This window comes from Rhodoferax sp., from assembly GCF_010365055.1.
Lineage (GTDB): Bacteria > Pseudomonadota > Gammaproteobacteria > Burkholderiales > Burkholderiaceae_C > Rhodoferax.
In genome coordinates, this window is the sequence record NZ_JAAFHA010000009.1 from 47,214 (window position 1) to 68,827 (window position 21,614).

Consider the following 21,614-nt stretch of genomic DNA (forward strand, 5'->3'; position numbering starts at 1 on the left):
GCTTGAACGCAACAAAAGGAACTGACATGTGGTATTTCACTTGGGTATTGGGCGTAGGTTTTGCAGTCTTGCTGGCCATCTTGAATGCGATGTGGGGCGAAAACCAGGAGGCCCGGGAAGACGCCCGCGGCAGGAACGAGTGAGCGCACGGGGCGTGGACGCCGCTGTCTCGACGCCTGGTACGTCACCTATGCGGCCGCTGAGTCTGGCGGTGGCGCTTCTGATCATGCTGGGCGGCAGTGTTTACCCGCTGATGTTCACGGGGCAGGGCGGTCGCGTTGACCATGGTTTTGCCTCTGCCGTTTTTTGGGCCATGAGCGCTGGCTTGGTGAATGGTGTGGGTTTCAAGCCGAAGCTGGTGCTGTGGCGTTGGCTTTTTTCGGGCTGGGCTTGCCTGACCGCGCTGCTGCTGGCCGCCTGGCTGCGTTGGGCGTGAACATGCGCATGGTTTGTGGCTTCCGTTCTCCGGACGGTTGTTGACAGGTTAACGAAAGAAATCGGACATGGTTCATCAAATCACAGTGATTGGTTCGGGTTTTGGCGCACTTTCGACCGTGCGCGAGCTTCGCAAGCGTGACGCGCAAGCCGACATCACACTGATCGCCCCGCGTGCCGAGTTGCACTACCTGCCGGGCATCATCTGGATGCCATGTGGTCTGCGCCGCCGTGAGCAGCTCATTGTGCCGCTGGACAACTTCTTTGCTCGCATGCGTGTCAAGCATGTTGCCGGCGAGGTGACTGGTCTGCGCGAGGGTGGCAGGTTGGTGGCCAGCACGGCAGGTGAAGTGCGCAACGATGCCTTGGTGATTGCGTCAGGCGGGCGTTTCATCAGGAAGTTGCCAGGCATTGAGCACGCCATCACGCCGTGCGAGGGGATCGCCGCCGCGGAAAAAATACGCGATCGCCTGAAGGCCATGACTGGGGGCACGATTGCCATTGGCTTTGGCGCCAATCCCAATGAGCCCAGCGCTGTGCGCGGCGGGCCCATGTTCGAGTTTTTGTTTTGCATAGATGAGCAGCTTAGGCGGGAGGGGCGACGTGACAAGTTTGAGTTGGTGTTCTTTAACCCGTCCAAAGAGCCGGGCAACCGCTTGGGGCCCAAGGCCGTCAAGCATCTTCTTGATGAAATGACGCGCCGGGGCATTCGCACCCACCTGGGTCACAAGATGCAGCGCTTTGAGGCTGACAAGGTGGTCACCGAAGGCGGCGAGTTTGCAGCGGACTTGATCCTCTTCATGCCAGGCATGACGGGCAATGTGTGGTTTGACCAGACCGATCTGGCGCGCTCACCCGGCGGCCTGCTCAAGGCGGACGCGCAGTGCCGCGTAGAAGGCAGCCAACAGGTGTACGTGGTGGGTGATTCGGGCAGTTTTCCGGGCCCGGACTGGATGCCCAAGCAAGCGCATATGGCGGACCTGCAGGCAGCCGCAGCGGCCGAGAACTTGCTGGGTGGTTTGAACGGACAAACATCAAAGGCAACTTTCAAGGTCGAGCTGATCTGCATCATTGATGCCATCGACCATGGCACCGTCGTGTTTCGCAATGAAAAACGCCAAGTGATTCTGCCCTCGTCCCGCTTGTTTCACTGGGTCAAACGCGGATTTGAGGGTGCTTACCTGCGGAAATACAGATGACTACATCACTTGAATTGACGCTTGGCGAGGTACTGGGCGGCGCGCCAGCCATCAAGCGCATGACGCAAGTGGTCACTGAGCAGGCAGCGGCTGCAGATGCCTGGCTTTGGCTGATGCGTTTTTGAAAACTGTCATGATGACTAAGCCGCCGATCGCTCAAAACATCCGTAGGCTGCGGAGTGGTTAGCGTGTACTTCCGCATTTTGGACCATGAGCCTACCGGCGAATTGACCTATCTGCTGGCCGATCAGGATGCACGCGAAGCGGTATTTGTTGATCCGCACGGCCGTGACCTGCCCGTACTGCTGGCCCTGTTGGCCGAGCGCGAGTTGCGCCTGCGCTGGGTGCTGCGCACCCACCACCACGACCCGATGAATCCCCTGGAGCCCGCACTGCTGGCCCGACTGGGCGCGCCCCTGGTCCAAGGCGATGCGCCTGGACCCGCTGGTCGCGTTCAAGACGGCCAGGTGCTTGCCTTTGGTGATGAGTTAATGCGGGTGCTGGCTACCCCAGGCCATACGCCTGCCTGCCTAAGCTTTGCCTGGCGTGATCGACTGTTTTGCGGTGGTCTGATGGCGGTGGATACATGCCCGCACCAGCCGCTGCCCGCGGCACCCGAAGCGTTGTGGGAGAGCGTCACGCAACGTGTGTTCAAGCTACCGGATGAGACGCTGTTGTTTGCCGGACATGAGCGTCGGGGCCGGGCCGTGAGTACGGTGCTTGAGCAGCGGCGCTGGCATCCGTTTTTTGCTGGCTTGTCCCGGGACGAGTTTCTGGCCCGCGTGGAAGCGTTGCCGACGGTGGCGCAGGCCAGTCTCGATGGGTTGTCTGGACCCATGAGAAAGGGTCGTGTGTGAGGCGACATCGAGGCGGACAAGATTGAGAATGTCTACCGGCTGCAAGTAGTCTGCATACTTGCTGACGAATTAAGGCTGGTGGGTGTCTACCGCAGGGGCCATGCTTTCCCAGGCCTTCAGCGTTTCTGCCGCATGCATCAATGCCGGGCCTCCGCCCATGTAGATGCAGACGCTGAGCATCTCTTCCAGTTCGGCCCGGCTGCAATTGAGCTTGTGCAAGGCCTTGACATGAAAACCGATGCAACCAGAACACCCTTGCGCGATGCCAATCGCCAGTGCCATCAATTCCTTGTGTTTGGCGCTGACAACGCCCTCAGCCATGGCTGCGCGTGCCAATTGCCCGAAGCCCTGCATCACGTCGATTTGTGTTTTTCGAAACGGGGCCAAACCTTCATTGATGTCATGAATCAAGCCCGTGTGGTCAAAAGTGCCCATAATCATTCCTTAAAATATCAGTGGTTCATTATATATTTTGCGAGACAAATAACACCATGAAAGCGTTTCAAGACTATTACCCCGAGAACCTGTCGCACTGCTACGGTTGCGGCTCCAAAAATGACCACGGTCACCGCATCAAGACGTTTTGGGATGGTGAAGAGAGCGTGACCCACTTCACGCCGGAGCCGTTTCACACCGCTATACCCGGCTTTACCTATGGCGGCCTGATCGCTTCCCTGATTGACTGCCACAGCACCGGCACGGCTGCGGCGGCCATGTATCGGCAAGCCGGCCGTGAGATGGACACGCTGCCCGCCTTTCGCTTTGTGACCGGCTCGCTCCACGTGGACTACCTCAAGCCAACACCACTTGCCGGAGTCCTGGAAATCCGCGGTCGGGTCAAAGAGATCAAGGGCCGCAAAGTGGTGATTGAAAGCACCGTGTACGCCGCAGGTGTGGCCACCGCGCGCGGCGAGGTGGTGGCGATTCAGATGCCGGAAAACTTTGGTGCGGCAGTCGCCTGATCGTCCGCGGTAGCGAACAAGTTGGAAAAAGCCCGGTCGGTGTGCAACATGTGGCCCGCGACCAGTTCGGTCACCAGAAATCCGACCAGTTCACCCTCAGGGGCATCCTCTGCGTCAGCCGCCCGCGCCGAAAGATGTAGCGCGTGTGCCCGCGCCAGCAGCGCCTGATGCTGCAGCGCATGATCGGCCAGGTTGGCAAAGCCGTGCGCCAACAAAATAGCTTCTTCATGCGCAAAGTGCGCTGCCACGTGCGTCAGCAGCGCCTCAAACGCGGCCTCGAACGCGGCTGGCTGCTGGCGGCGTAAAGCCGCCTGGTCCAACAGTGCGTTGGCGAGCTCAAAAAGTGTTTCATGCTCCTGATCAATCACCGGGTTGCCGCTGGCAAAAGCGGCTTTCCAACGCAGGTGAACATAGGACTTCGGTGCGGTTGCCCTGACCTCGGGCGCGCGTGCTGGCATTGCCGAGACGCACAGCCGTACGGCATTGCGCCCGCTCTTTTTGGCCCGGTACATGGCCTCATCACCCAGGCGAAGCAAGTCTTTGTCCGTATCGCCATGGTCCGGGTACAAAGCTACGCCGATGCTTGATGAAATGCTCAGCACGATGCCCTGGGCGGTCACAACATCCTGCGCCAGCGCACTGCGAATTTTTTCGGCTACAGCCATGGCTGCTTCACTGGTTTGCAGGTCAGGCAGCAGCACCACAAACTCGTCACCGCCCATGCGCGCGGCGGTGTCAGACTGGCGCAGGCAGCTCTGGATGCGTTGCGCCACAGATTGCAGCAACCAGTCTCCCACTTCATGCCCGAGCTCATCGTTGATCGGTTTGAACTTGTCCAGGTCAATAAACAACAGCGCCAGACAGGTTGTTGCCCGACGTGCGCGCACCAGCTGCTGCGTCAGCCGCTCGAGCGCCAGCCGCCGGTTAGGCAAATGGGTGAGCGGGTCATAGAAAGCCAGGTCACGCACCTGGTTCTCCATCTGAATGCGCTCAGAAATATCTTCAAGCGACACCACTGCACCCTGCAGGGCTTCGCCTTGCAGCGGCGTCACGCTCATGCTAAGCCAGCGTTGCTGTTGCCCCGAATGGCACGGATATTCCAGATAAAAGCGCGGCAAGCGGCTGTCCAGCACGGCCCGAATACCGTCGTTCGCCGACATGGCGTCAGCGGTTGCAGGATCAGCCTCGGCGCCCTGGCAGGCCGCGAGGAAATTGGCACCCACCCCGGTGCTGCTTGCACTTTGCCCGAGCTCGGCCGAACACTCCTGTGAATAACGCTGCCAAGCGTCGTTGACCGCCAAAATAACGCCGTCCTGGTTGAGCACGGCAATTTCGGCAGTCACCGAATTGAGAACCGCTTGCTTGAAGACCTCACTGTCCCGTAACACTTTTTGCTGTTGCGCCAAGGTGTCGAGCAGTCGGTTGAAGCCACCCACCAATTGGCCTATTTCGTCTTGCCGAAGCACCGGTAGCGCCTGCGGGGGCTGGTTTTGGCGCACAAAGCCGTCCAGCGTGTTGATCGCCGCCGTCATGGGGGCCAGCTGACGGCGCAGCATCAACCAGATCAAGGTCAAGCAAAGCAGGGCCAGCACCAGCGCCGCTAGCCGGCCGCGTGGCTTGATCGCATCAATCAGGGCAAAGGTTTCGTCGGGCGTGAGCGTGACGGATGCGTACCAGTGGGCCAGGGGAATCTGTTGGATGCTGACCAGCACCTCAACGCCATGCGGGTTAACCACCCGCGCCGTACCCTCAAAGCCCTGCACAAAACGGTCAATCCAGGGGCTGACGCCAGCTGCGGGCAGCACCTCCATCAAGCGCGGTTTGTCAGACGTGGCAAAAATCAGCCTTTGGCGCGCGTCAAGCAGAAAAAAGTTTCCGGTCTTGCCATAACGGTGCGACGCCAATTGGCTCAAAAAGTTGGGTTGATCCAGCCGAATAGCGCCTGCCAGAGCGCCGATAACATCGCCCTGGGGGTTGCGAATCGGCACGGCCATGGCAAACGCAGCCGCGTTTGGCCTGCTGTGAAAGTGAATGCGGCCAATGACGGCTTCGCCGTCCTTGAGAACCGCGGCCAACTCTTGCGGATCAAGCGTGTTGGCAACAAACCCATCTTTCAAAAATTGCACATCCGCCTGCAGCACCCCTTGCCGGTTCCAGATCATCGCGCCGCCATTGAACAGCCCGGCCAGAAACGGCCGCTCAAGTAGAAAAGCTTTCATCGCTGCTTTGTCGCCCACCTGCGTCGGCATGACCCTTGAGGCCACTGTTTTGAGGGTGCCCAGCCGGTCTTGCAGGCCGTGATTGACTTCAGTGGTGAGCAAGTTCAAGGCTGAGCGCTGTTGTTCGCCAGTAAAAAGCAGCAGTTCATCGCGCAGCAGCCCTTTCATGTAGGCAGCCAGTGACAAGAAGCTGAGCACGACGATGAACAGGGTCAGCAGGGTGACGCGGGTTTTGAGTGACTGCGGCTGAAAGCGCTGGAGGAACATGCAGGCGGGTGTAAGTGGATGTTGCAGAGCCAGCATGATAGTAGCTGCCATTTATGACACAGCGAACTGATGCCATGAGCGCGCTGCGCGGCATAGATCGGCCGGCGTCAGGTCACACCTCCGTGGCCGGCTCTTTTTGCCGTGGCCTGATGGTTTTGGCCTAAAGCGCCCGGCCTTCGCCCGCTTCTTCTACTGTCTGCCCGTCGCGGATATGGTAAATCCGTTTGAAGGTCGGGATGATCTTCTCATCATGCGTGACGACAATGATGGCGGTGTGGGCCTGCACGGCCATCTGGTTCAGGATGCGCATGACGGCCAGCGCGCGCTCGCTGTCCAGCGGTGCGGTGGGTTCATCCGCCAGAATCACGGGCGGCCGATTCGCCAGGGCCCGGGCAATCGACACGCGCTGCTGCTCGCCACCGGAAAGTTGTGAGGGCTCGGCTTTGGCGCGGTGCTGCACATCCAGAGCCGTCAGCAGTTCCAGCGCTCTGGCGCGTGACAGTGCGTTGGCCACGCCGGCCAGCATGGGCAGCAGCGCCACGTTGTCGGTCACATCCAGAAACGGGATCAGGTACGGGGCCTGAAAGATAAAGCCGATGCGGTCACGCCGCAGCGCGCGCAGGTCGGGCACCTTCCAGCCGTTGTCATAAATCACATCGCTGCCCAATGTCATGCGCCCGGAGGTCGGCTCAATGATGGCGCCCAGGCATTTCAGCAGTGTGCTTTTGCCGGAGCCGGACGGCCCGACCAGGCCCACCACTTCGCCGGGTGCTACCACCAGGTTGACGTTTTTGAGGGCTTCTACGGCGCTGTCGCCCTTGCCATAGACTTTGCGCAGTCCTTCAATGTGGATGCCCCCTGACGTGAAGTTGGTGTTCATCCGATTGCCTCGGCTGGGTCGACCTTGAGCGCCACGCGAATCGCCAGCGTGCTGGCCAGGGCGCAAATCAGCAGGGTGGCGACCAGACCAATGACGGCATCCTGTGGCATCAACAGCACAAATTTCGGGAACACCGGGGCCCAGATGGTGGCGGCCACTTTGCCCACAATGAACCCGATGACACCCAGGCCCAGGGCTTGCTGCAAGATCATGCTGGCAATGGTGAGGTTGCGCGTGCCGATGAGTTTCAAGACCGCAATTTCTCGGATTTTGCCCAGCGTCATGGTGTAGATGATGAAGGCCACGATGGCTGCACTCACCACCGCCAGAATCGCCAGAAACATGCCAATTTGTTTGGCTGAAGTGGCAATCAGCTTGGCCACCAGAATCTCTTCCATGCCCGCGCGGGTGAACACCTGCACGTGTTTCCAGCGTTTCAAAGCAACGGCGACTTCATCGGCCTGCCAGCCGGGTTGCAGTTGCACCAGCACGGCATTGACGTTGTGGCTGCTGGCCTGCAGGCCCTGCACCGCTTCGAGCAAGCCGGGCACGCCGGGGCGGTTGAAAGCGGGGTTGGCAGCCGTGCGCGTGCGGTCATTGACGATGGTGTCGTTGTCCTTCAAGAACTGCGCTTCCTGTGCGTCTTTCAGGGGGATGAACACCATCGGGTCACCGCCAGACGACACCATGCGCTGCGTCAGGCCCACCACGGTGTAGCTGTGGCGGCGCACCTGCAAGGCTTCACCCAATTTGAAGCCGGTCTTGATGTCGACCACTGCCTCGTAGTGATCGCGGGTGAGTTGGCGGCCTGCCACCAGGTAGCTCGGCTCGCCGGGCTGGCCCGGCTCGATGCCGACCACCATCACGCGCACTTCATCGCCACCGGCTGTTTGCACCTGCTGCGTCAGGTAGGTGACGTTGGCCGCCTGGCCCACGCCGGGCATGCCGCGCACGCTGCGCACCACGTCGTCTTTCAGGCTGGACGCCTCGGCATAGGGGCCCTGGGTGTCTTTTTGCACCACCCACAGATCGGCACCGCTGTTGGTCAGCAGCGCCTGGGCATCGTTCACCATGCCGCGGTAGACGCCGGCCATCGTCAGCGTCACGCCAATCAGCAGCCCCAGCCCCAAGCCCGTCAGGGCAAATTTGCCCCAGCCGTGCAGAATGTCGCGACCTGCCAGGCTGATCATGGCTTGCCATCGGGTTGGGTCAAGGTCTCCACCACCTTGACGCGGGCACCCGCTTTGAGGACTTTTTCGCTGTAGACCACCACGCGGTCATCCTGGCTCAGCCCTTTGAGCACCTGCACCCGGCCGTCCAGGCTGCGCGCACCCAGTTCGACCGGGGCAAATTCCGGTGTGTCGCCCTTGAGCCGCCAGACCCCGTCTTGCCCGTTCTGGCGTTGGAGGCTGGCGTTGGGCAGCAGCAGGGCGGGAGCCGTGGCGGGCAGTTGCAGGGTGACTTCGGCCATCTCGCCCACCGAGACACCTTGGGGCGGTTCGGCAAAAGCCACTTGCGCGATGCGCTCTTCGGTCACGCTGTCAGCCAGCAGTTCAAGGCGTGCCACCTGGCCGGGCAAACTGGTTTGCGGCTGTGAGCGCAGCACAATGCCGCCTTTGAGTCCGGGCGCCAGACCGGCAGAGCGGCCCTGGTCCACCCGCAATTTCACCCACAGGCTGCCCGGGTCCATCAGGCGCAGCACCGGCTGTCCGGCCACCACCGTGCTTCCCGCTTCGGCCTCACGGGTGGTCACCACGGCGTCCGCCGGCGCCAGCAGTCGCACATTGCTGCGTTGTTGCGCCAGACCGGCGCGCTCGGCTCTCAGCCGCGCGACGTCTTGACCGGCACCGGCCACATTGGCCTGCGCGGCCTGCATGGCGGCATCGGCTGAGGCTTGCTCTTGCAAGCGGGCATCGAGTGCGCCGGAGCTGATGAAGTTTTGCCGCGCCAGGTCCTGGTTGCGCTGGGTGTTGGCCGCTGCCAGTGCCCGCCGGGCGGTGGCGTCTTTCAGTTGTGCCTGGGCCGCCGCCTGGGCACTGCCGGCGCGTGCCAGCGAGGCATCGAGCGCGTTCAGCCGCTGTTCCAGGTCAACCGGGTCCATCTCGGCCAGCAGTTGCCCGGCCTTGACCACATCACCCACGTCTACTTTGACATTCAATACCCGGCCCGCCACTGTGGGGCCAACCATCCAGCTGCGCCGTGCCTCGACCGTGCCAATGCCGAAAATGGCGGGGCTTAATGTGCCCGCATGGGCCTGCGTGACCGTGATCTTGATGGGCGCGAGCGGCCCGGTGCGCAGCGACACGTAGGCGATCGCGCCGATCAGAGCCAAGGCAACTGCGCCCAGGGCGAGGCGGCGTAACAACAGGGGATTGGGTTTCATGGGGATCTTTCTCAATCAATGGGCTGCTTTGGCGACCAGACCGCCCTGGAAGATGGCAAACACGCCGCGCGCCTGCTGGGCCATGGCGGGTACATCGCCCGACAGCAGCGCTTGCATCACCAGCCCCTGCACCGAGCCCATGAACAGCGCGGCGGCCGCCTGCAAATCGATTTCTGGCGCAATCGCTTGCTTTGCCTGGGCTCGCCGCAAGAGTTGCATCAGCAATTGCCGGTAGCGTTGCATTAGTGCCCGAACGCGTGCCTTCGGGGCGGTGTCGCCCGGGCTTTGCAGCTCCTGAAAAACTACGCGGGGCACGCCGGGCTGTTCAACAATGAAATCCACATGGGCCATGAAGACCGCCTGCAAGGCGGCCAGTTCGGGCTCACGGGTGGCGGCCGCCTGCAGGCGTGCCATCAGCGCGTCAGTCACCCAGTCCAGTACGGCCAACCAGATCGCTTCCTTGCTGGAAAAGTGTCGAAAAACGGCGCCTTGGGAAATCCCCACCGCCTGCGCCAGGTCGCCCGTCGTGATGTCAGCCGGGCTGCGCTGCGCGGCCAGGTGGAGCGCGGCTTCGATCAAGCTAGCCTGACGCACCTCGGTGCGCTGCTTGGTAGGTTTCTCGGTGACTTGCATGGCGATTAAAGTAATTGGTCTATTACTTATTTTAAAACAAGGCTGCAAAGGGTGGCGTCAAGCTTGGGTAAAGTTGGCTGCCGGTAATGCTGGAAATATATGTAAAAATGGCCTGTAGCCCGCATGGATAAATCGTAAGAAGCTATCTAAACAGGAGTGTTTCAAAGGCCTGAAAAAAACTTTGTTTGACGGTCAGTGGCAACGACCGGTCGGGCGATGTTCAACACCGCTTTCCATCGGCAACCACCTGCACCAGACAATCGTAAAACGTCGGTCCGCCACCCAGGTCGGTCAGGTTCTGGCTGGTGAGCTGGTTCACATTGGTACCGCTCAGCCCCAGTTTGCGCCACCACACGCCCAGGCCATTGACCACGCCGGGGCGCGCACGGCTGGAGACTTTGGCCTTGCAGCGGTACTCGCCACGGGCATTGAAGACACGCACGATGTCGCCGCTCTGGATGGCACGCGCGGCGGCATCAGCCGCGTGCATTTCCATCACGGGCTCGCACTCCATCTCCTGCAAGCTCGGCACATTGACGAACGTGGAATTGAGGAAATTGCGCGCCGGCGGCGAGATCATGGCCAACGGGTACTGCGTTGAGGTGTTGAACGCTTCGTAGTTGGGTACATGGGATGGCAGGCCGTCCAGGCCCAGCGCGGCCAGGCGTGCGCTGAAGAACTCGCATTGGCCCGACGGCGTCGGGAAATTGCCGTGGGCAAAGGGCGCCTCGGGTGTTCTCAAGGTCGCAAAGCCCTTTGCCAGCAACTCGTCAAAATCAACGGCGTCGCCATAGGCCATGCGGCACAGCGCCGCGTCGTCATCTGCAAAGCAGGGGTCGGTAAAGCCCATGTGCCCGGCCAGCTCGCGAAATATCTGCGTGTTCGGTTTGGCCTCGCCCAGCGGTGCAATCGCCGGGCGATTGAGCAGCGCATCGGTGTGGCCGTAGCTCGAATGCACATCCCAATGCTCCAGTTGTGTGGTGGCGGGCAGGAGGTAGTCGGCGTAGTCGGCGGTGTCGGTCTGAAAGTGCTCCAGCACCACGGTGAACAGGTCGTCGCGGCTCAAGCCTTGCACCACCTTGCCCGACTCGGGCGCGATGGCCGCCGGGTTGCTGTTGTAAACAATCAGCGCCTCAATGGCCGGGCCGAAAACCGCACTGGCCGGGCGTAAGAGCTCATCACCAAGGGTGCTCATGTTGAGGGTGCGCGGCGTTTTGCCGGCCAGCAAATCGGGCCGTTGCAGCGCCGCCTTTTGCACCGGGAATGCACCCGAGCTTGACAGCAGCACGCCGCCAGCGCGGTGGCGCCAGGCACCAATGAGGGCGGGCAGGCAGGCGATCAAGCGCACCGCATTGCCGCCACCATGGACGCGTTGCATGCCATAGTTCATTCGGATCGCCGCCGGTGCGCCGCCTGCCACGCAGGCGCCGTAGTCGCGGGCCAGAGCGCGAACTTGTTCAGGGGCGATGCCGCACACCAGCGCGGCCCGCTCAGGTGCCCATTGCAGCGCGCGCTCACGCAGCAGTTCCCAGCCCAGCGTGTACTGCGCCAGGTAGTCGTGATCGAGCCAGTCGTTGGTGATCAGCTCATGCATCAGCGCCAGCGCCAGTGCGCCGTCGGTGCCGGGCAGCAGGGCGATGTGTTCGTGGCACTTGTCGGCGGTCTCCGACTTGCGCGGATCGATGCAGACCAGCTTGGCACCGTTGCGTTTGGCAATTTGCGCATAGCGCCAGAAGTGCAGGTTGCTGGCAATCGAGTTGCTGCCCCAGATCAGGATCAGCCTGGACTCGGCAAAGAATTCCACCCGCATGCCCACCTTGCCGCCCAGTGTCTGGGTCAAGCCCTCGCCGCCCGCAGAAGAACAGATGGTGCGGTCCAGCCGGGAGGCCCCCAGCTTATGCAAGAAGCGCGCTGACATGCTCTCGCCCTGCACCAGCCCCATGGTGCCGGCGTAGCTGTAGGGCAGGATGGCTTGCGCCGCATCTTCGCTGCGGCTGGCAATGGCTTGCAGTCGGGCGGCGATGTCTTGCAGCGCTGCGCCCCAGCTCACGCGCTCAAACTGACCCGCGCCCTTGGGGCCGACGCGTTTGAGCGGATGCAGCAGGCGCTCCGGGTGGTAGGTGCGCTCGGTGTAGCGCGACACCTTGGTGCACAAGGCGCCATCGGTGTGCGGATGGGCCGGGTTGCCCTGCACCTTGATGGCGATGCCGCCCGCGACGGTGGTCAGCATCGAGCAGGTGTCGGGACAGTCGTGCGGGCAGGCCCCCAGCACCTGGGTCGGGGTGGCGTCCGAGGGTAGGGATGAGTTTGAATTCATGGAACTGGAATGCGGCATGGCCCTATTTTGGCGCAATACCAAGCCGTCAGCGACAGCCGCCTGGCTGGCGCCTTATCCCGATCCCTTGTCCCCGGCAGCGCTGCCCTGCCGGTGTGCGGGCGCCGATTTTTTGGCCCGTGTTTCCGCCACCAGGTACAGCACGGCCGCCAGCGTCAGTGGGGCCAGGTAGTAAATGGCGCGGTAGGCCAGCAAGGCAGCGAGCAATTCGTATGTCGGCAACTGGTGCGACAGCAGCGCGATGAAGACCGCCTCCAGCACGCCGAGCCCGGCCGGGACGTGGGTGATCACGCCGGCCACGGCGGCGACCAGCAGCACGCTGACCACGGTAGGGAACGCGATCTTTTGTTGCAGCAGCACGAAGACGATGCCGCCCATCAGCAGCCAGTTTGTCACCCCCATGCCCAATTGCAGCGTTGCCAACCGCAGCGAGGGCAGGATGATTTCGTGGCCCCAGAGAATGAAGCTGCGCTGGCGCAACCCGGCGCACAGCAACAAGTAGAGCAGCGCCAGCACCAGCAGTACAAACCCCAGAATTTGCAGGCCGCCACTGCCAATTTTCCAGCCCGGAGGCAGTGCCGGGGCGTGAAAGCCAAAAATGACGCCCGCCAGGAGCAGGTAGCCCATCCAGTTGGCTAGCATGCTCAAGGTCATGACCCGCGTGATCACGCCGGCGCCCAGCCCCAGGCGTGCGTAAAGCCGGTAGCGCAAGGCGACGCCGCCCACCAGTGAGCCCAGGTTGAGGTTGAACACGTAGCTGATGAAGGTGACTCGCATCACGGTGCGCGCACGCAGCGTGTGGCCGGTGTAATGGCGCCCCAGCAGGTCAAATGAGCTGTAGAGCAGCAGGCTGAGCAGGGCCAGCGCGGCAGCGCCAAGCACGGCGCGCACGGGATAGTTGGCCAGCGCGGCCAATACCGCACCCCACTCGATCGCGCGTGCCTGCGTCACCAGCAGCCAGGCCACCAGCATGAAGAAAGCCGCTGTGGCGGCGCGCTTGAGCCAGGGCCACCAAGATTTGGTGGTGCTGCCTGATGGGGGCCGCGCCGACGCAGGCGTCATGAAGCCTGGCCCTCATTGACGTGGTCGCTGCCCGCCTGCTTGGGTAGCGTGTGGGCCAGTGTCAGGCGGGGCGTATGGACCGGTAGCCAGCCAAACCAGGCCGGGTAGTGCCGCAACAGATGGAACACCAGGAAGCTGCGCAGCCGCACCCACAGACCGGTCTCGGACACATCGCCAATCAGAATCTCCTTGCAGCTGCTTTGCATCAATTGCGCCAGATGCTCGCCCAGAAGCAGATTGAAGGCGCGGTCCTTCATGATGACGTTGGCCTCCAGATTCAGCGCCAGGCTCAGCGGATCCAGATTGCTGGAGCCGACGGTCGACCACACATCGTCGGTCAGCGCGACCTTGCCGTGGAGCGGGCGCTCACGGTATTCGTGAATTTTCACGCCAGCGCTCAGCAGGTGGTGATACAGCAGGCGGGCGGCGATTTTGACAATCGGCATGTCGGGCTCGCCTTGCAGGATCAGGCGAACATCCACACCGCGTTGCGCCGCCTTGCGCAGTTGCCGCAGCAGGCGGTAGCCGGGAAAAAAATAGGCGTTGGCGATCCAGACCCGCTGGCGCGCCCCGCGGATGGCAATGCGGTAATGGCGTTCGATGTCGCTCCTGTGTTCGCGGTTGTCACGCGTGGCCAACAGTGCCTCGGCGGTGCCTGCTGCTGGCGGGGCAGGGCTCGCCGGGACGACCGGTGCACGCCCAAACAGGCGCTGACGAAGCGTGGAAGGCTCGCGCTGGCCAAGCAGCAACTGGCCCCGAACATAGCGCTGGATCTGGGGCACCAGTGGCCCCTCAATCTCCACGGTGTAGTCCTGTTTGGCGGTCGGACCGAAGTCAACCAAGTGGTCAGCCGAGTAGTTGATGCCGCCAACAAAGGCGCGGGTGCCGTCCACCACGACGATTTTGCGGTGCATGCGCCGGAACACGTTGGTGCGATAACCCCACAGCCGCGGGCTGGGGTCAAAGACGTGGACCCGCACGCCGGCCTGTGTCAGTGCCGAGATGAAAGCCGGCGACAAGTCGGGCGAGCCATAACCGTCAATCGTGACGTCGATCTGCACGCCACGGCGCGCCGCCGCCAGCAGCGCCGCGTGCAGCGCCAGGCCGACCTTGTCTTCAAACCAGATGAAGGTTTCCAGCAGGACCTCATGCTCGGCCGCGGCAATGCACTCAAACACCCGCGGAAAAAACGCATCGCCATTGATCAGCAATGTCACCCGGTTGCCGCTAAACCAGACGTGTTTCATTTCGGACGCCGCGCAGGGCCGCCCCAAGCAAGTCCAGCCCCCTTGGGGGGCAGCGCAGTAAACGCAGTGACAAGCGTGGGGGTCATCAATCTATAGCTCGATCGTGGCCGCCAGCGGCGCGTGGTCTGACAGATGGGACCAGGGCCTGATCGGCAGGACCAGCGGTGCGTGGCCGATGGCGTTGCGCACATAGATGCGGTCCAGCGCCAGGGCCGGCAAGCGCGCTGGAAAAGTGCGGGCCGCTTGGCCGTACGCCTGCACAAAGACCTCGTGCAGATCAGCGCCCTGCGCCAGCACCGCGTGGGCGCGGCGGCGCCAGTCGTTGAAGTCGCCCGCCACAATCACCGGCGCGCTCGGCGGCATGTGCTGGTGCACCACGTCGCACAGCATGTGCAACTGCCGCAGGCGGTGCGACTCGGCCAGGCCGAGGTGCACGCAGATGACGTGAACCTGCGTCTCCAGGCCAGGCACCTGCAGGACGCAGTGCAGCAGTCCGCGCCGTTCGGGGCCGCTGATGGATATGTCGTGGTTCTTGAAGCTGACAATGGGGAACTTTGACATCACGGCATTGCCATGGTGTCCGCCAGGGTAGACGGCATTGCGACCGTAGGCAAACTGCGGCCAGATGCTGTCGGCCAGGAATTCGTAGTGGGGATTGGTCGGGTAGTCGGCAATCCGGCGCTCATGCCGGGCGTGCGACCCAGTAACCTCCTGCAAGAACACGACATCCGCACCCACCGCACGAACCGCCTCGCGCAACTCATGCAAGATGAACTTGCGGTTGAAGAAGGTGAACCCCTTGTGGATGTTGACCGTTAGCACCTTGATGGAAAAACTCAGCGCCGCTGCGGCAATGGCCTCCTGGGTCGCGGCCAGCGCCTCGACTTCGTCGAGGACGGGCACAGCAAGGACTGCCGCTTCATCGACAGTTATGAGGGATTCGGACGTAGGCATAAGGCGAAAAGTAAAATCAAAAATTCCATGTTGCGCCATCAGGGTCCCCCTGACTGTAGGACAGCAAGCCAATTCGGGTATTTTGGTCGATTTCCGCGCGATGAGGCCGGCCGAAACGCAAGGGCAACGCTGCGGCGCACCTTCCACACTTCTGGATGAATTTTAAGTGGGACCCGCTGACGACCGGTCTCGTCGTGCCGCGTGGCGGCAAAGGCGCCGGGGCTGACGGCGGCCGATGCAGCGATCGGGCCTAGCGATCAGGCACCGGGGCCGGGATCAGTTCATGGGTCTACATCTTGGCGCTGGTGGGGCCTGGCACAGTTTTGGGCGCTTGCGCCACCTTGGTCGACCGCGCGCCGCGCGGCAAGCGCTTGCCGACAACCGTGACGGCGGGCAATTGCAGCACACGCAGCTCAAGCGGGCTTCGCGGTGCAGAGCTTGCGCTGATGGCGCTCACCAGGGCCAGGTTGACGACGCCGCTGAACAGCAGGGCGAGCAGGTGGGGGAAGGTCAGGGCAAGGGCTTTCATGGTGTTCTCCAGTTTCAATCAGTGGCAGCCTTCGACATGAAATTTGCTGCCATGGACCGAACTTTAGAAAACGCAGAGTCCATTTGCACGCGCCATGCGACGAACTGCAGGAGGCTGCGAAATTCGGTCGTTTTGCCGGCATGAGCGCAATACCGCGTGCCCCATGCGGCCTATCCGAGCCGCGCCGGCGCGCAGGGTGACGTGGCGATAAACTGGCACGGCAGGAGTGACCATGAAAATTATCGATTCCATCCGTACCGATGCCGCGCGTGTGGCCGATATCCGGCGCGACATCCACGCCCACCCCGAGCTGTGTTTCAAGGAGGTGCGCACGGCCGACTTGGTGGCGCAAAAACTCACCGAGTGGGGCATTCCGATTCACCGTGGCCTGGGCACCACCGGCGTAGTCGGCATCGTCAAAAGCGGTACGTCAAGCCGCGCTATCGGCCTGCGTGCCGACATGGACGCGCTGCCGGTGCAGGAACTCAATACCTTTGCCCACGCCAGTACGCAGCCCGGCAAGATGCACGCCTGCGGCCATGACGGGCATACCGCCATGCTGCTGGCAGCGGCCCAGTACCTCGCCGCCCATCGCCATTTTGACGGCACGGTTTATCTGATTTTTCAACCGGCCGAAGAAGGCGGCGGTGGCGCGCGCGAGATGATCAAGGACGGCTTGTTTGAGCAGTTCCCGATGGACGCGGTGTTTGGCATGCACAACTGGCCCGGCGGCGATGTGGGCCAGTTTTCGGTGAGCGCGGGTGCGGTGATGGCGTCCAGCAACGAGTTCAAGATAACCCTTCATGGCAAGGGTGGGCACGGCGCCATGCCGCACAACGCGCTCGACCCGGTGCCCGTGGCCTGCCAACTGGTGCAGGCATTTCAGACCATCATCAGCCGCAACCTCAAGCCGATTGACGCCGGGGTGATTTCCGTCACCATGATCCACGCCGGGGAGGCCACCAACGTCATAGCCAACACCTGCGCGCTGCAGGGCACGGTGCGAACGTTCTCGCTCGACGTGCTGGACCTGATCGAGCAGCGTATGAAGCAAGTCACCGACCATATCTGTGCCGCCTTTGCCATGACTTGCGATTTTGAATTCAAGCGCAACTACCCGCCCACCGTCAACAGCGCCGCGGAGGCTGAGTTTGCGCGCCGGGTCATGGCCAGCATCGTTGGTGCAGACAAGGTGACGGCGCAGGAGCCGACCATGGGCGCGGAAGATTTTTCTTTCATGCTGCAAGCCAAACCGGGTTGCTACGCCTTCATCGCCAATGGCGATGGCACGCACCGCGACATGGGTCACGGCGGCGGCCCCTGCATGCTGCACAACGCCAGCTACGACTTCAACGACGAACTGATCCCGCTGGGCGCCACCTACTGGGTGCGGCTGGTGCAGGCGTGGCTTAACACCGATGCCTGAGGGTACTTTGTTTGCTATGTAATTACTAGCTGTATAAGCTTATTACACGGGGGCTATAGCCTGATTTAATCAATAAACCGGGTTGAAGCCAGTTCCAGCAGGCCATCAAATATCAGGTTGTCCACCAGCTCAAACTGCACTGACATGCTGGGCGCCATCTTCCAGCCGGCGCCGCCTGCCATGATGCACTTGGGTTCGGTGCCGCAGTGGTCCCGCAGGTGCTGCACCATGCAGCTGACGGCGCCGGCAATGGCAAAGGTGCCGCCGCTGGTGAGGGCGTCGCTGGTGTTGGTGGGGAACTCGCGCACCTCGCCGGTGGGTACATGCAGCCCGGCGGTGCCCGATTCGAGTGCGCGCAGCATGATGCCGTGGCCGGGCAAAATCAAACCACCCAAGAATTTGCCGCTGGCGTCAATCGCATCCACCGTGACGGCGGTGCCAACCATGACCACCACCATCGGGCGTGCCGGACCGTTGCGGAGCGCGTGGTGCCAGGCCCCGATCATCGCCACCCAGCGGTCGGCGCCCAGGCGGGTCGGATGGTCGTAGCCGTTGCGCAAGCCGTCTTCAGAAGCACTGGCCACGACCCACTGCGGCGCGACGTCCCAGAGCTCCATTTGGGCCTCGACGCGACGGCGCACCACATCCCCGGCGACGATGCAACCCAGCATGTGCGTCGGTGGCGCCAGCGTGGCCCAGGCGCCATCGGCCAGTCTGTCAATGTTGTCCAGAAACTCCGCGCCTTGCGCCAGCAGCGGCGCGTCGCGGTGGGGGTGGGTGTACAGCGCCCACTTCAGGCGGGTGTTGCCAACGTCAATAGCCAGGAAGGTCATGGCGCGATTATCGTCAACCCTGGCGCCAGGGCAGACCGTGAAAGCGCCAACCCCCGCTGTGACCGCGCTGGCCTTGTGCATCCGGGTCGCCTTCGAAGCCTTCCAGGATGTTGTAGGCCTGCAGCCCGAGTTCGGTGGCGCGTTGTGCCGTGGCCTTTGATCGCACGCCGCTGCGGCACAACATGACGACTTTTTTGCCTGCCGGCACGGCGGCCAGCAATTGCGAGTCAAAGTCGGGGTTCAGGGTCATGCCCGGCCACTGCTTCCAGACCAGCGCCACGGCCCCCGGCACAAAACCAACCCAGGCCTGTTCGGCGTCGCTGCGCACATCGACCAGCACCGCCTCACCGGACTGCCACCACTGATAAGCGAGTTGCGGAGAGATATCACCGGCGTAGCCCTGGGCCGGGTGCACCTCGGGCTTGGCGGCGCTGCCTGCGTGCGCGCGTGGTTCGGCGGGTTTCGAGGCGGTTGTGCCGCTGGGGTGGGTTGTCACGGGGTGCTCGCTGTAGAGGTTGAACGGTGAAAAATTCAGGGACGCAGCAGAATGCGGACTCTAATGGATTTTTGAAGTGCGATGTTGCGGAAAACCGCTAAGATTGACGTTTACGTAAACGTCAAGTCAGCGAATGCTGGCCTGATCGTCGCTGCATCCAAAAATTTCACCGCAACCGCATGGAGACAAGCACATGACCGACCTGTCCGCTGATTTCAAGGCGCTGGCCCAATACCGCCCGACCCACAAGGTGCGCTTCGTGACCGCTGCCAGCCTGTTTGACGGCCACGATGCGGCCATCAACATCATGCGCCGCATCCTGCAAAGCATGGGTGCCGAGGTGATTCACCTCGGGCACAACCGCAGCGTCGAGGAGGTGGTGACCGCCGCCCTGCAGGAAGATGCGCAGGGTATTGCCATCAGCTCTTACCAGGGCGGGCATGTCGAGTACTTCAAGTACATGGTGGATTTGCTCAAAAGCCGTGGCGGCGCGCACATTCAGGTCTTTGGCGGTGGCGGCGGCGTCATCGTGCCGCCGGAAATCCGCGAATTGCAGGCCTATGGCGTGACGCGCATTTACAGCCCGGAAGACGGCCAGCGCATGGGTCTGGCCGGCATGATTGGCGAGATGGTGATGCGCTGCGACCAGGACCTCACGGGCCTGGCGCCCAAGACCATCGACGTCATTCAAGGCCATTCCGAGATGAGCTGGCGCGCCCTGGCGCAGCTCATCACGGCGCTGGAGAATGAAAGCGCCGCGGGCCAGGCCAAAGGCAAACTTTCCAAGCCATTAATGGCGCTAGCCCAGGAAATACGGGCGCAAGCTGCTACCAAAAAGATACCGGTTCTGGGCATCACCGGCACCGGCGGCGCGGGCAAGTCGTCGCTCACCGACGAGCTGATTCGTCGTCTGCGGCTGGATCAGAACGACAGCTTGCGCGTGGCCATGATCAGCATCGACCCGTCACGGCGCAAGAGCGGCGGTGCGTTGCTGGGTGACCGCATCCGCATGAATGCGATCAGTCCCTGGAGCCAGGGGCCGCGCGTGTTCATGCGCTCGCTCGCCACGCGTGACTTCGGCTCGGAAATCAGTGCGGCGCTGCCCGATGTGATCGCCGCCTGCAAGGTGGCGGGTTTCGATTTGATCGTGGTCGAGACCTCGGGCATCGGCCAGGGCGACGCGGCGATCGTGCCGCATGTGGATGTGCCGCTGTACGTGATGACGCCCGAGTTTGGCGCCGCCAGCCAGCTGGAAAAAATCGACATGCTCGACTTCGCCGAGTTTGTTGCCATCAACAAGTTTGACCGCAAGGGCGCGCTCGACGCCCTGCGTGATGTCGCCAAGCAGGTGCAGCGCAACAAGGAAGCTTTCGGTACGCCGTTGGAGCAGATGCCGGTGTTTGGCACTATGGCGGCGCGCTTCAACGACGATGGCGTCACGGCGCTGTACCAGGCGCTGCGAACCCGTCTGGGCGAGCTCGGCCTGCCGCTGGGCGAGTCGCATCTGCCGCCGGTGGCGGTGCGCCACAGCACCAACCAGACGCCCGTGCTGCCGGCTGCGCGCACGCGCTACCTGGCCGAGATCAGCGAAACGGTGCGCGCCTACAAAAAGCGCGCGCGCAGCCAGGCCCAACTGGCGCGTGAAGTGCAACAACTCAAGGCCACAGCGCAAATGTTGCTGGCCCATGACCCATGCAAGGACGGATCAAGCAAACCCGGCGCTTACGGCACCGTGCTTGACTTGGCCAACGAGCGTGCCGAGCTGCAAGACGCCGCAAGCGCCAAGCTGCTGGCGCAGTGGCCCACCATGCAAAGCGCCTATGCCGGGGATGAATACGTCGTCAAGATGCGCGACAAGGAAATCCGCACCGCACTCAAAATCTTTAAGCGGCACCACCATTCGCAAGGTGTGCCTGCCGCAATACGAAGACCATGGCGAAATCCTGAAATGGCTGATGCTCGACAACGTGCCCGGCAGCTACCCCTACACCGCCGGCACCTTCGCCTTCAAGCGCGAAGGCGAAGACCCGACCCGCATGTTTGCCGGCGAAGGCGACGCGTTTCGCACCAACACGCGCTTCAAATTGCTCAGCTCCGGCATGGCAGCCAAGCGTCTGAGTACCGCGTTTGACTCGGTCACGCTCTATGGCAACGACCCCGACCCGCGCCCCGACATTTACGGCAAGGTCGGCAACAGTGGTGTGTCCATCGCCACGCTCGACGACCTCAAGGTTCTCTACAGCGGCTTTGACCTGTGCAGCCCGACCACCAGTGTCAGCATGACCATCAACGGCCCGGCGCCCAGCATCCTGGCGATGTTCATGAACACCGCGATCGACCAGAACATCGACAAATTCAAGGCGGACAATGGCCGCGAGCCCACCGACACCGAAACGGCCAAGATCAAGGAATGGGTGCAGGAGAACGTGCGCGGGCCGACATCCTGAAAGAAGACCAGGGCCAGAACACCTGCATCTTCAGCACCGAATTTAGCCTGAAGGTCATGGGCGACATTGCCGAATATTTTGTGCACAACCGCGTGCGCAATTTCTACAGCGTGTCGATCAGCGGCTACCACATTGCCGAAGCCGGCGCCAATCCGATCTCCCAACTGGCATTCACCTTGTCCAATGGCTTCACCTTTGTCGAGGCCTACCTGGCGCGCGGCATGCACATCGACGACTTTGCACCCAATCTGAGCTTCTTCTTCAGCAACGGCATGGACCCCGAATACACCGTGATGGGCCGCGTGGCACGGCGCATTTGGGCCGTCGCCATGAAGGAAAGATACGGCGCCAACGAACGCAGCCAGAAGCTCAAATACCACATCCAGACCAGCGGACGCAGCCTGCACGCGCAGGAAATCCAGTTCAATGACATCCGCACCACCTTGCAGG

The 21,614-nt window shown here is 62.3% G+C and carries 20 protein-coding genes and 1 pseudogene; 8 read left to right on the forward strand and 13 right to left on the reverse strand.

Annotated features, from left to right (window positions below; all coding sequences use genetic code 11):
* The first annotated feature begins 26 nt into the window (after window positions 1-26).
* From cydX to GZ093_RS04150, 5 genes are all read left to right on the forward strand, one after another.
* The gene (gene cydX, locus GZ093_RS04130; protein WP_296482496.1) at window positions 27-143 is read left to right on the forward strand and encodes a cytochrome bd-I oxidase subunit CydX; all 117 of its coding nucleotides are present in this window, start codon (window positions 27-29) and stop codon (window positions 141-143) included.
* Between the two features lie 47 nt (window positions 144-190).
* On the forward strand, window positions 191-436 hold the full coding sequence (locus GZ093_RS04135; RefSeq protein WP_296482497.1) for a cyd operon YbgE family protein: 246 nt from the start codon (window positions 191-193) through the stop codon (window positions 434-436).
* A gap of 67 nt (window positions 437-503) precedes the next feature.
* On the forward strand, window positions 504-1,634 hold the full coding sequence (locus tag GZ093_RS04140) for an FAD-dependent oxidoreductase (RefSeq protein ID WP_296482499.1): 1,131 nt from the start codon (window positions 504-506) through the stop codon (window positions 1,632-1,634).
* A complete protein-coding gene (locus GZ093_RS04145; protein ID WP_296482502.1) occupies window positions 1,631-1,759 on the forward strand; it encodes a hypothetical protein in 129 nt (42 codons plus the stop codon). The genes GZ093_RS04140 and GZ093_RS04145 overlap by 4 nt, the downstream gene beginning before the upstream one ends.
* Before the next feature lie 63 nt (window positions 1,760-1,822).
* Window positions 1,823-2,491 (forward strand): hypothetical protein, encoded by a 669-nt coding sequence (locus GZ093_RS04150; RefSeq protein WP_296482505.1) that lies wholly within the window; start codon window positions 1,823-1,825, stop codon window positions 2,489-2,491.
* Window positions 2,492-2,560: 69 nt separating this feature from the next.
* Here the strand turns inward: GZ093_RS04150 and GZ093_RS04155 are convergent, their stop codons facing one another.
* Entirely contained in the window at window positions 2,561-2,926 is a 366-nt protein-coding gene (locus GZ093_RS04155; RefSeq protein ID WP_296482508.1) for a carboxymuconolactone decarboxylase family protein, read from the reverse strand.
* 56 nt (window positions 2,927-2,982) lie between these two features.
* On the opposite strand from GZ093_RS04155, the gene GZ093_RS04160 reads away from it, so the two are divergent.
* Window positions 2,983-3,453 carry a PaaI family thioesterase gene (locus GZ093_RS04160; protein ID WP_296482510.1) on the forward strand — a complete coding sequence of 157 codons (471 nt, stop codon included), beginning with the start codon at window positions 2,983-2,985 and terminating at the stop codon, window positions 3,451-3,453.
* Here GZ093_RS04160 and GZ093_RS04165 read toward each other — a convergent pair.
* The 10 genes from GZ093_RS04165 to GZ093_RS04210 all read right to left on the reverse strand — a co-directional run bounded on the left by GZ093_RS04165 (window position 3,417) and on the right by GZ093_RS04210 (window position 15,962).
* A complete protein-coding gene (locus GZ093_RS04165) occupies window positions 3,417-5,990 on the reverse strand; it encodes a diguanylate cyclase (protein ID WP_296482512.1) in 2,574 nt (857 codons plus the stop codon). The two genes, GZ093_RS04160 and GZ093_RS04165, sit on opposite strands and share 37 nt — an antisense overlap.
* Before the next feature lie 109 nt (window positions 5,991-6,099).
* The gene (locus tag GZ093_RS04170) at window positions 6,100-6,819 is read right to left on the reverse strand and encodes an ABC transporter ATP-binding protein (RefSeq protein WP_296482515.1); all 720 of its coding nucleotides are present in this window, start codon (window positions 6,817-6,819) and stop codon (window positions 6,100-6,102) included.
* Entirely contained in the window at window positions 6,816-8,009 is a 1,194-nt protein-coding gene (locus GZ093_RS04175; RefSeq protein WP_296482519.1) for an ABC transporter permease, read from the reverse strand. The genes GZ093_RS04170 and GZ093_RS04175 overlap by 4 nt, the downstream gene beginning before the upstream one ends.
* Entirely contained in the window at window positions 8,006-9,202 is a 1,197-nt protein-coding gene (locus GZ093_RS04180; protein ID WP_296482521.1) for an efflux RND transporter periplasmic adaptor subunit, read from the reverse strand. The genes GZ093_RS04175 and GZ093_RS04180 overlap by 4 nt, the downstream gene beginning before the upstream one ends.
* A 15-nt stretch (window positions 9,203-9,217) precedes the next feature.
* Window positions 9,218-9,835: a TetR family transcriptional regulator gene (locus GZ093_RS04185; protein ID WP_296482523.1), complete on the reverse strand. Its 618-nt coding sequence runs from the start codon at window positions 9,833-9,835 to the stop codon at window positions 9,218-9,220.
* Between the two features lie 220 nt (window positions 9,836-10,055).
* Window positions 10,056-12,152: a molybdopterin oxidoreductase family protein gene (locus GZ093_RS04190; RefSeq protein ID WP_296482526.1), complete on the reverse strand. Its 2,097-nt coding sequence runs from the start codon at window positions 12,150-12,152 to the stop codon at window positions 10,056-10,058.
* Window positions 12,153-12,224: 72 nt separating this feature from the next.
* Window positions 12,225-13,232, reverse strand: a complete 1,008-nt coding sequence (locus GZ093_RS04195) for a lysylphosphatidylglycerol synthase domain-containing protein (RefSeq protein ID WP_296482529.1) — start codon at window positions 13,230-13,232, stop codon at window positions 12,225-12,227.
* Window positions 13,229-14,479, reverse strand: coding sequence for a cardiolipin synthase ClsB (gene clsB, locus GZ093_RS04200; RefSeq protein ID WP_296482535.1), 1,251 nt, complete (start codon window positions 14,477-14,479; stop codon window positions 13,229-13,231). The genes GZ093_RS04195 and clsB overlap by 4 nt, the downstream gene beginning before the upstream one ends.
* 90 nt (window positions 14,480-14,569) lie before the next feature.
* The gene (locus GZ093_RS04205) at window positions 14,570-15,433 is read right to left on the reverse strand and encodes an endonuclease/exonuclease/phosphatase family protein (protein WP_296482538.1); all 864 of its coding nucleotides are present in this window, start codon (window positions 15,431-15,433) and stop codon (window positions 14,570-14,572) included.
* Window positions 15,434-15,722: 289 nt separating this feature from the next.
* Window positions 15,723-15,962: a hypothetical protein gene (locus tag GZ093_RS04210; RefSeq protein WP_296482540.1), complete on the reverse strand. Its 240-nt coding sequence runs from the start codon at window positions 15,960-15,962 to the stop codon at window positions 15,723-15,725.
* Between the two features lie 232 nt (window positions 15,963-16,194).
* Between GZ093_RS04210 and GZ093_RS04215 the strand changes: the two genes are divergently transcribed.
* Window positions 16,195-17,388 carry a M20 aminoacylase family protein gene (locus GZ093_RS04215; RefSeq protein WP_296482542.1) on the forward strand — a complete coding sequence of 398 codons (1,194 nt, stop codon included), beginning with the start codon at window positions 16,195-16,197 and terminating at the stop codon, window positions 17,386-17,388.
* A 65-nt stretch (window positions 17,389-17,453) separates the two neighbouring features.
* On the opposite strand, the gene GZ093_RS04220 is transcribed toward GZ093_RS04215, so the two are convergent.
* Window positions 17,454-18,221 (reverse strand): type III pantothenate kinase, encoded by a 768-nt coding sequence (locus tag GZ093_RS04220; RefSeq protein WP_296482545.1) that lies wholly within the window; start codon window positions 18,219-18,221, stop codon window positions 17,454-17,456.
* 13 nt (window positions 18,222-18,234) lie between these two features.
* Window positions 18,235-18,636, reverse strand: coding sequence for a rhodanese-like domain-containing protein (locus GZ093_RS04225; protein WP_296482551.1), 402 nt, complete (start codon window positions 18,634-18,636; stop codon window positions 18,235-18,237).
* A gap of 274 nt (window positions 18,637-18,910) precedes the next feature.
* Here GZ093_RS04225 and GZ093_RS04230 point away from each other — a divergent pair.
* Window positions 18,911-21,614, forward strand: a pseudogene (locus GZ093_RS04230) (methylmalonyl-CoA mutase family protein); the annotation flags it as partial.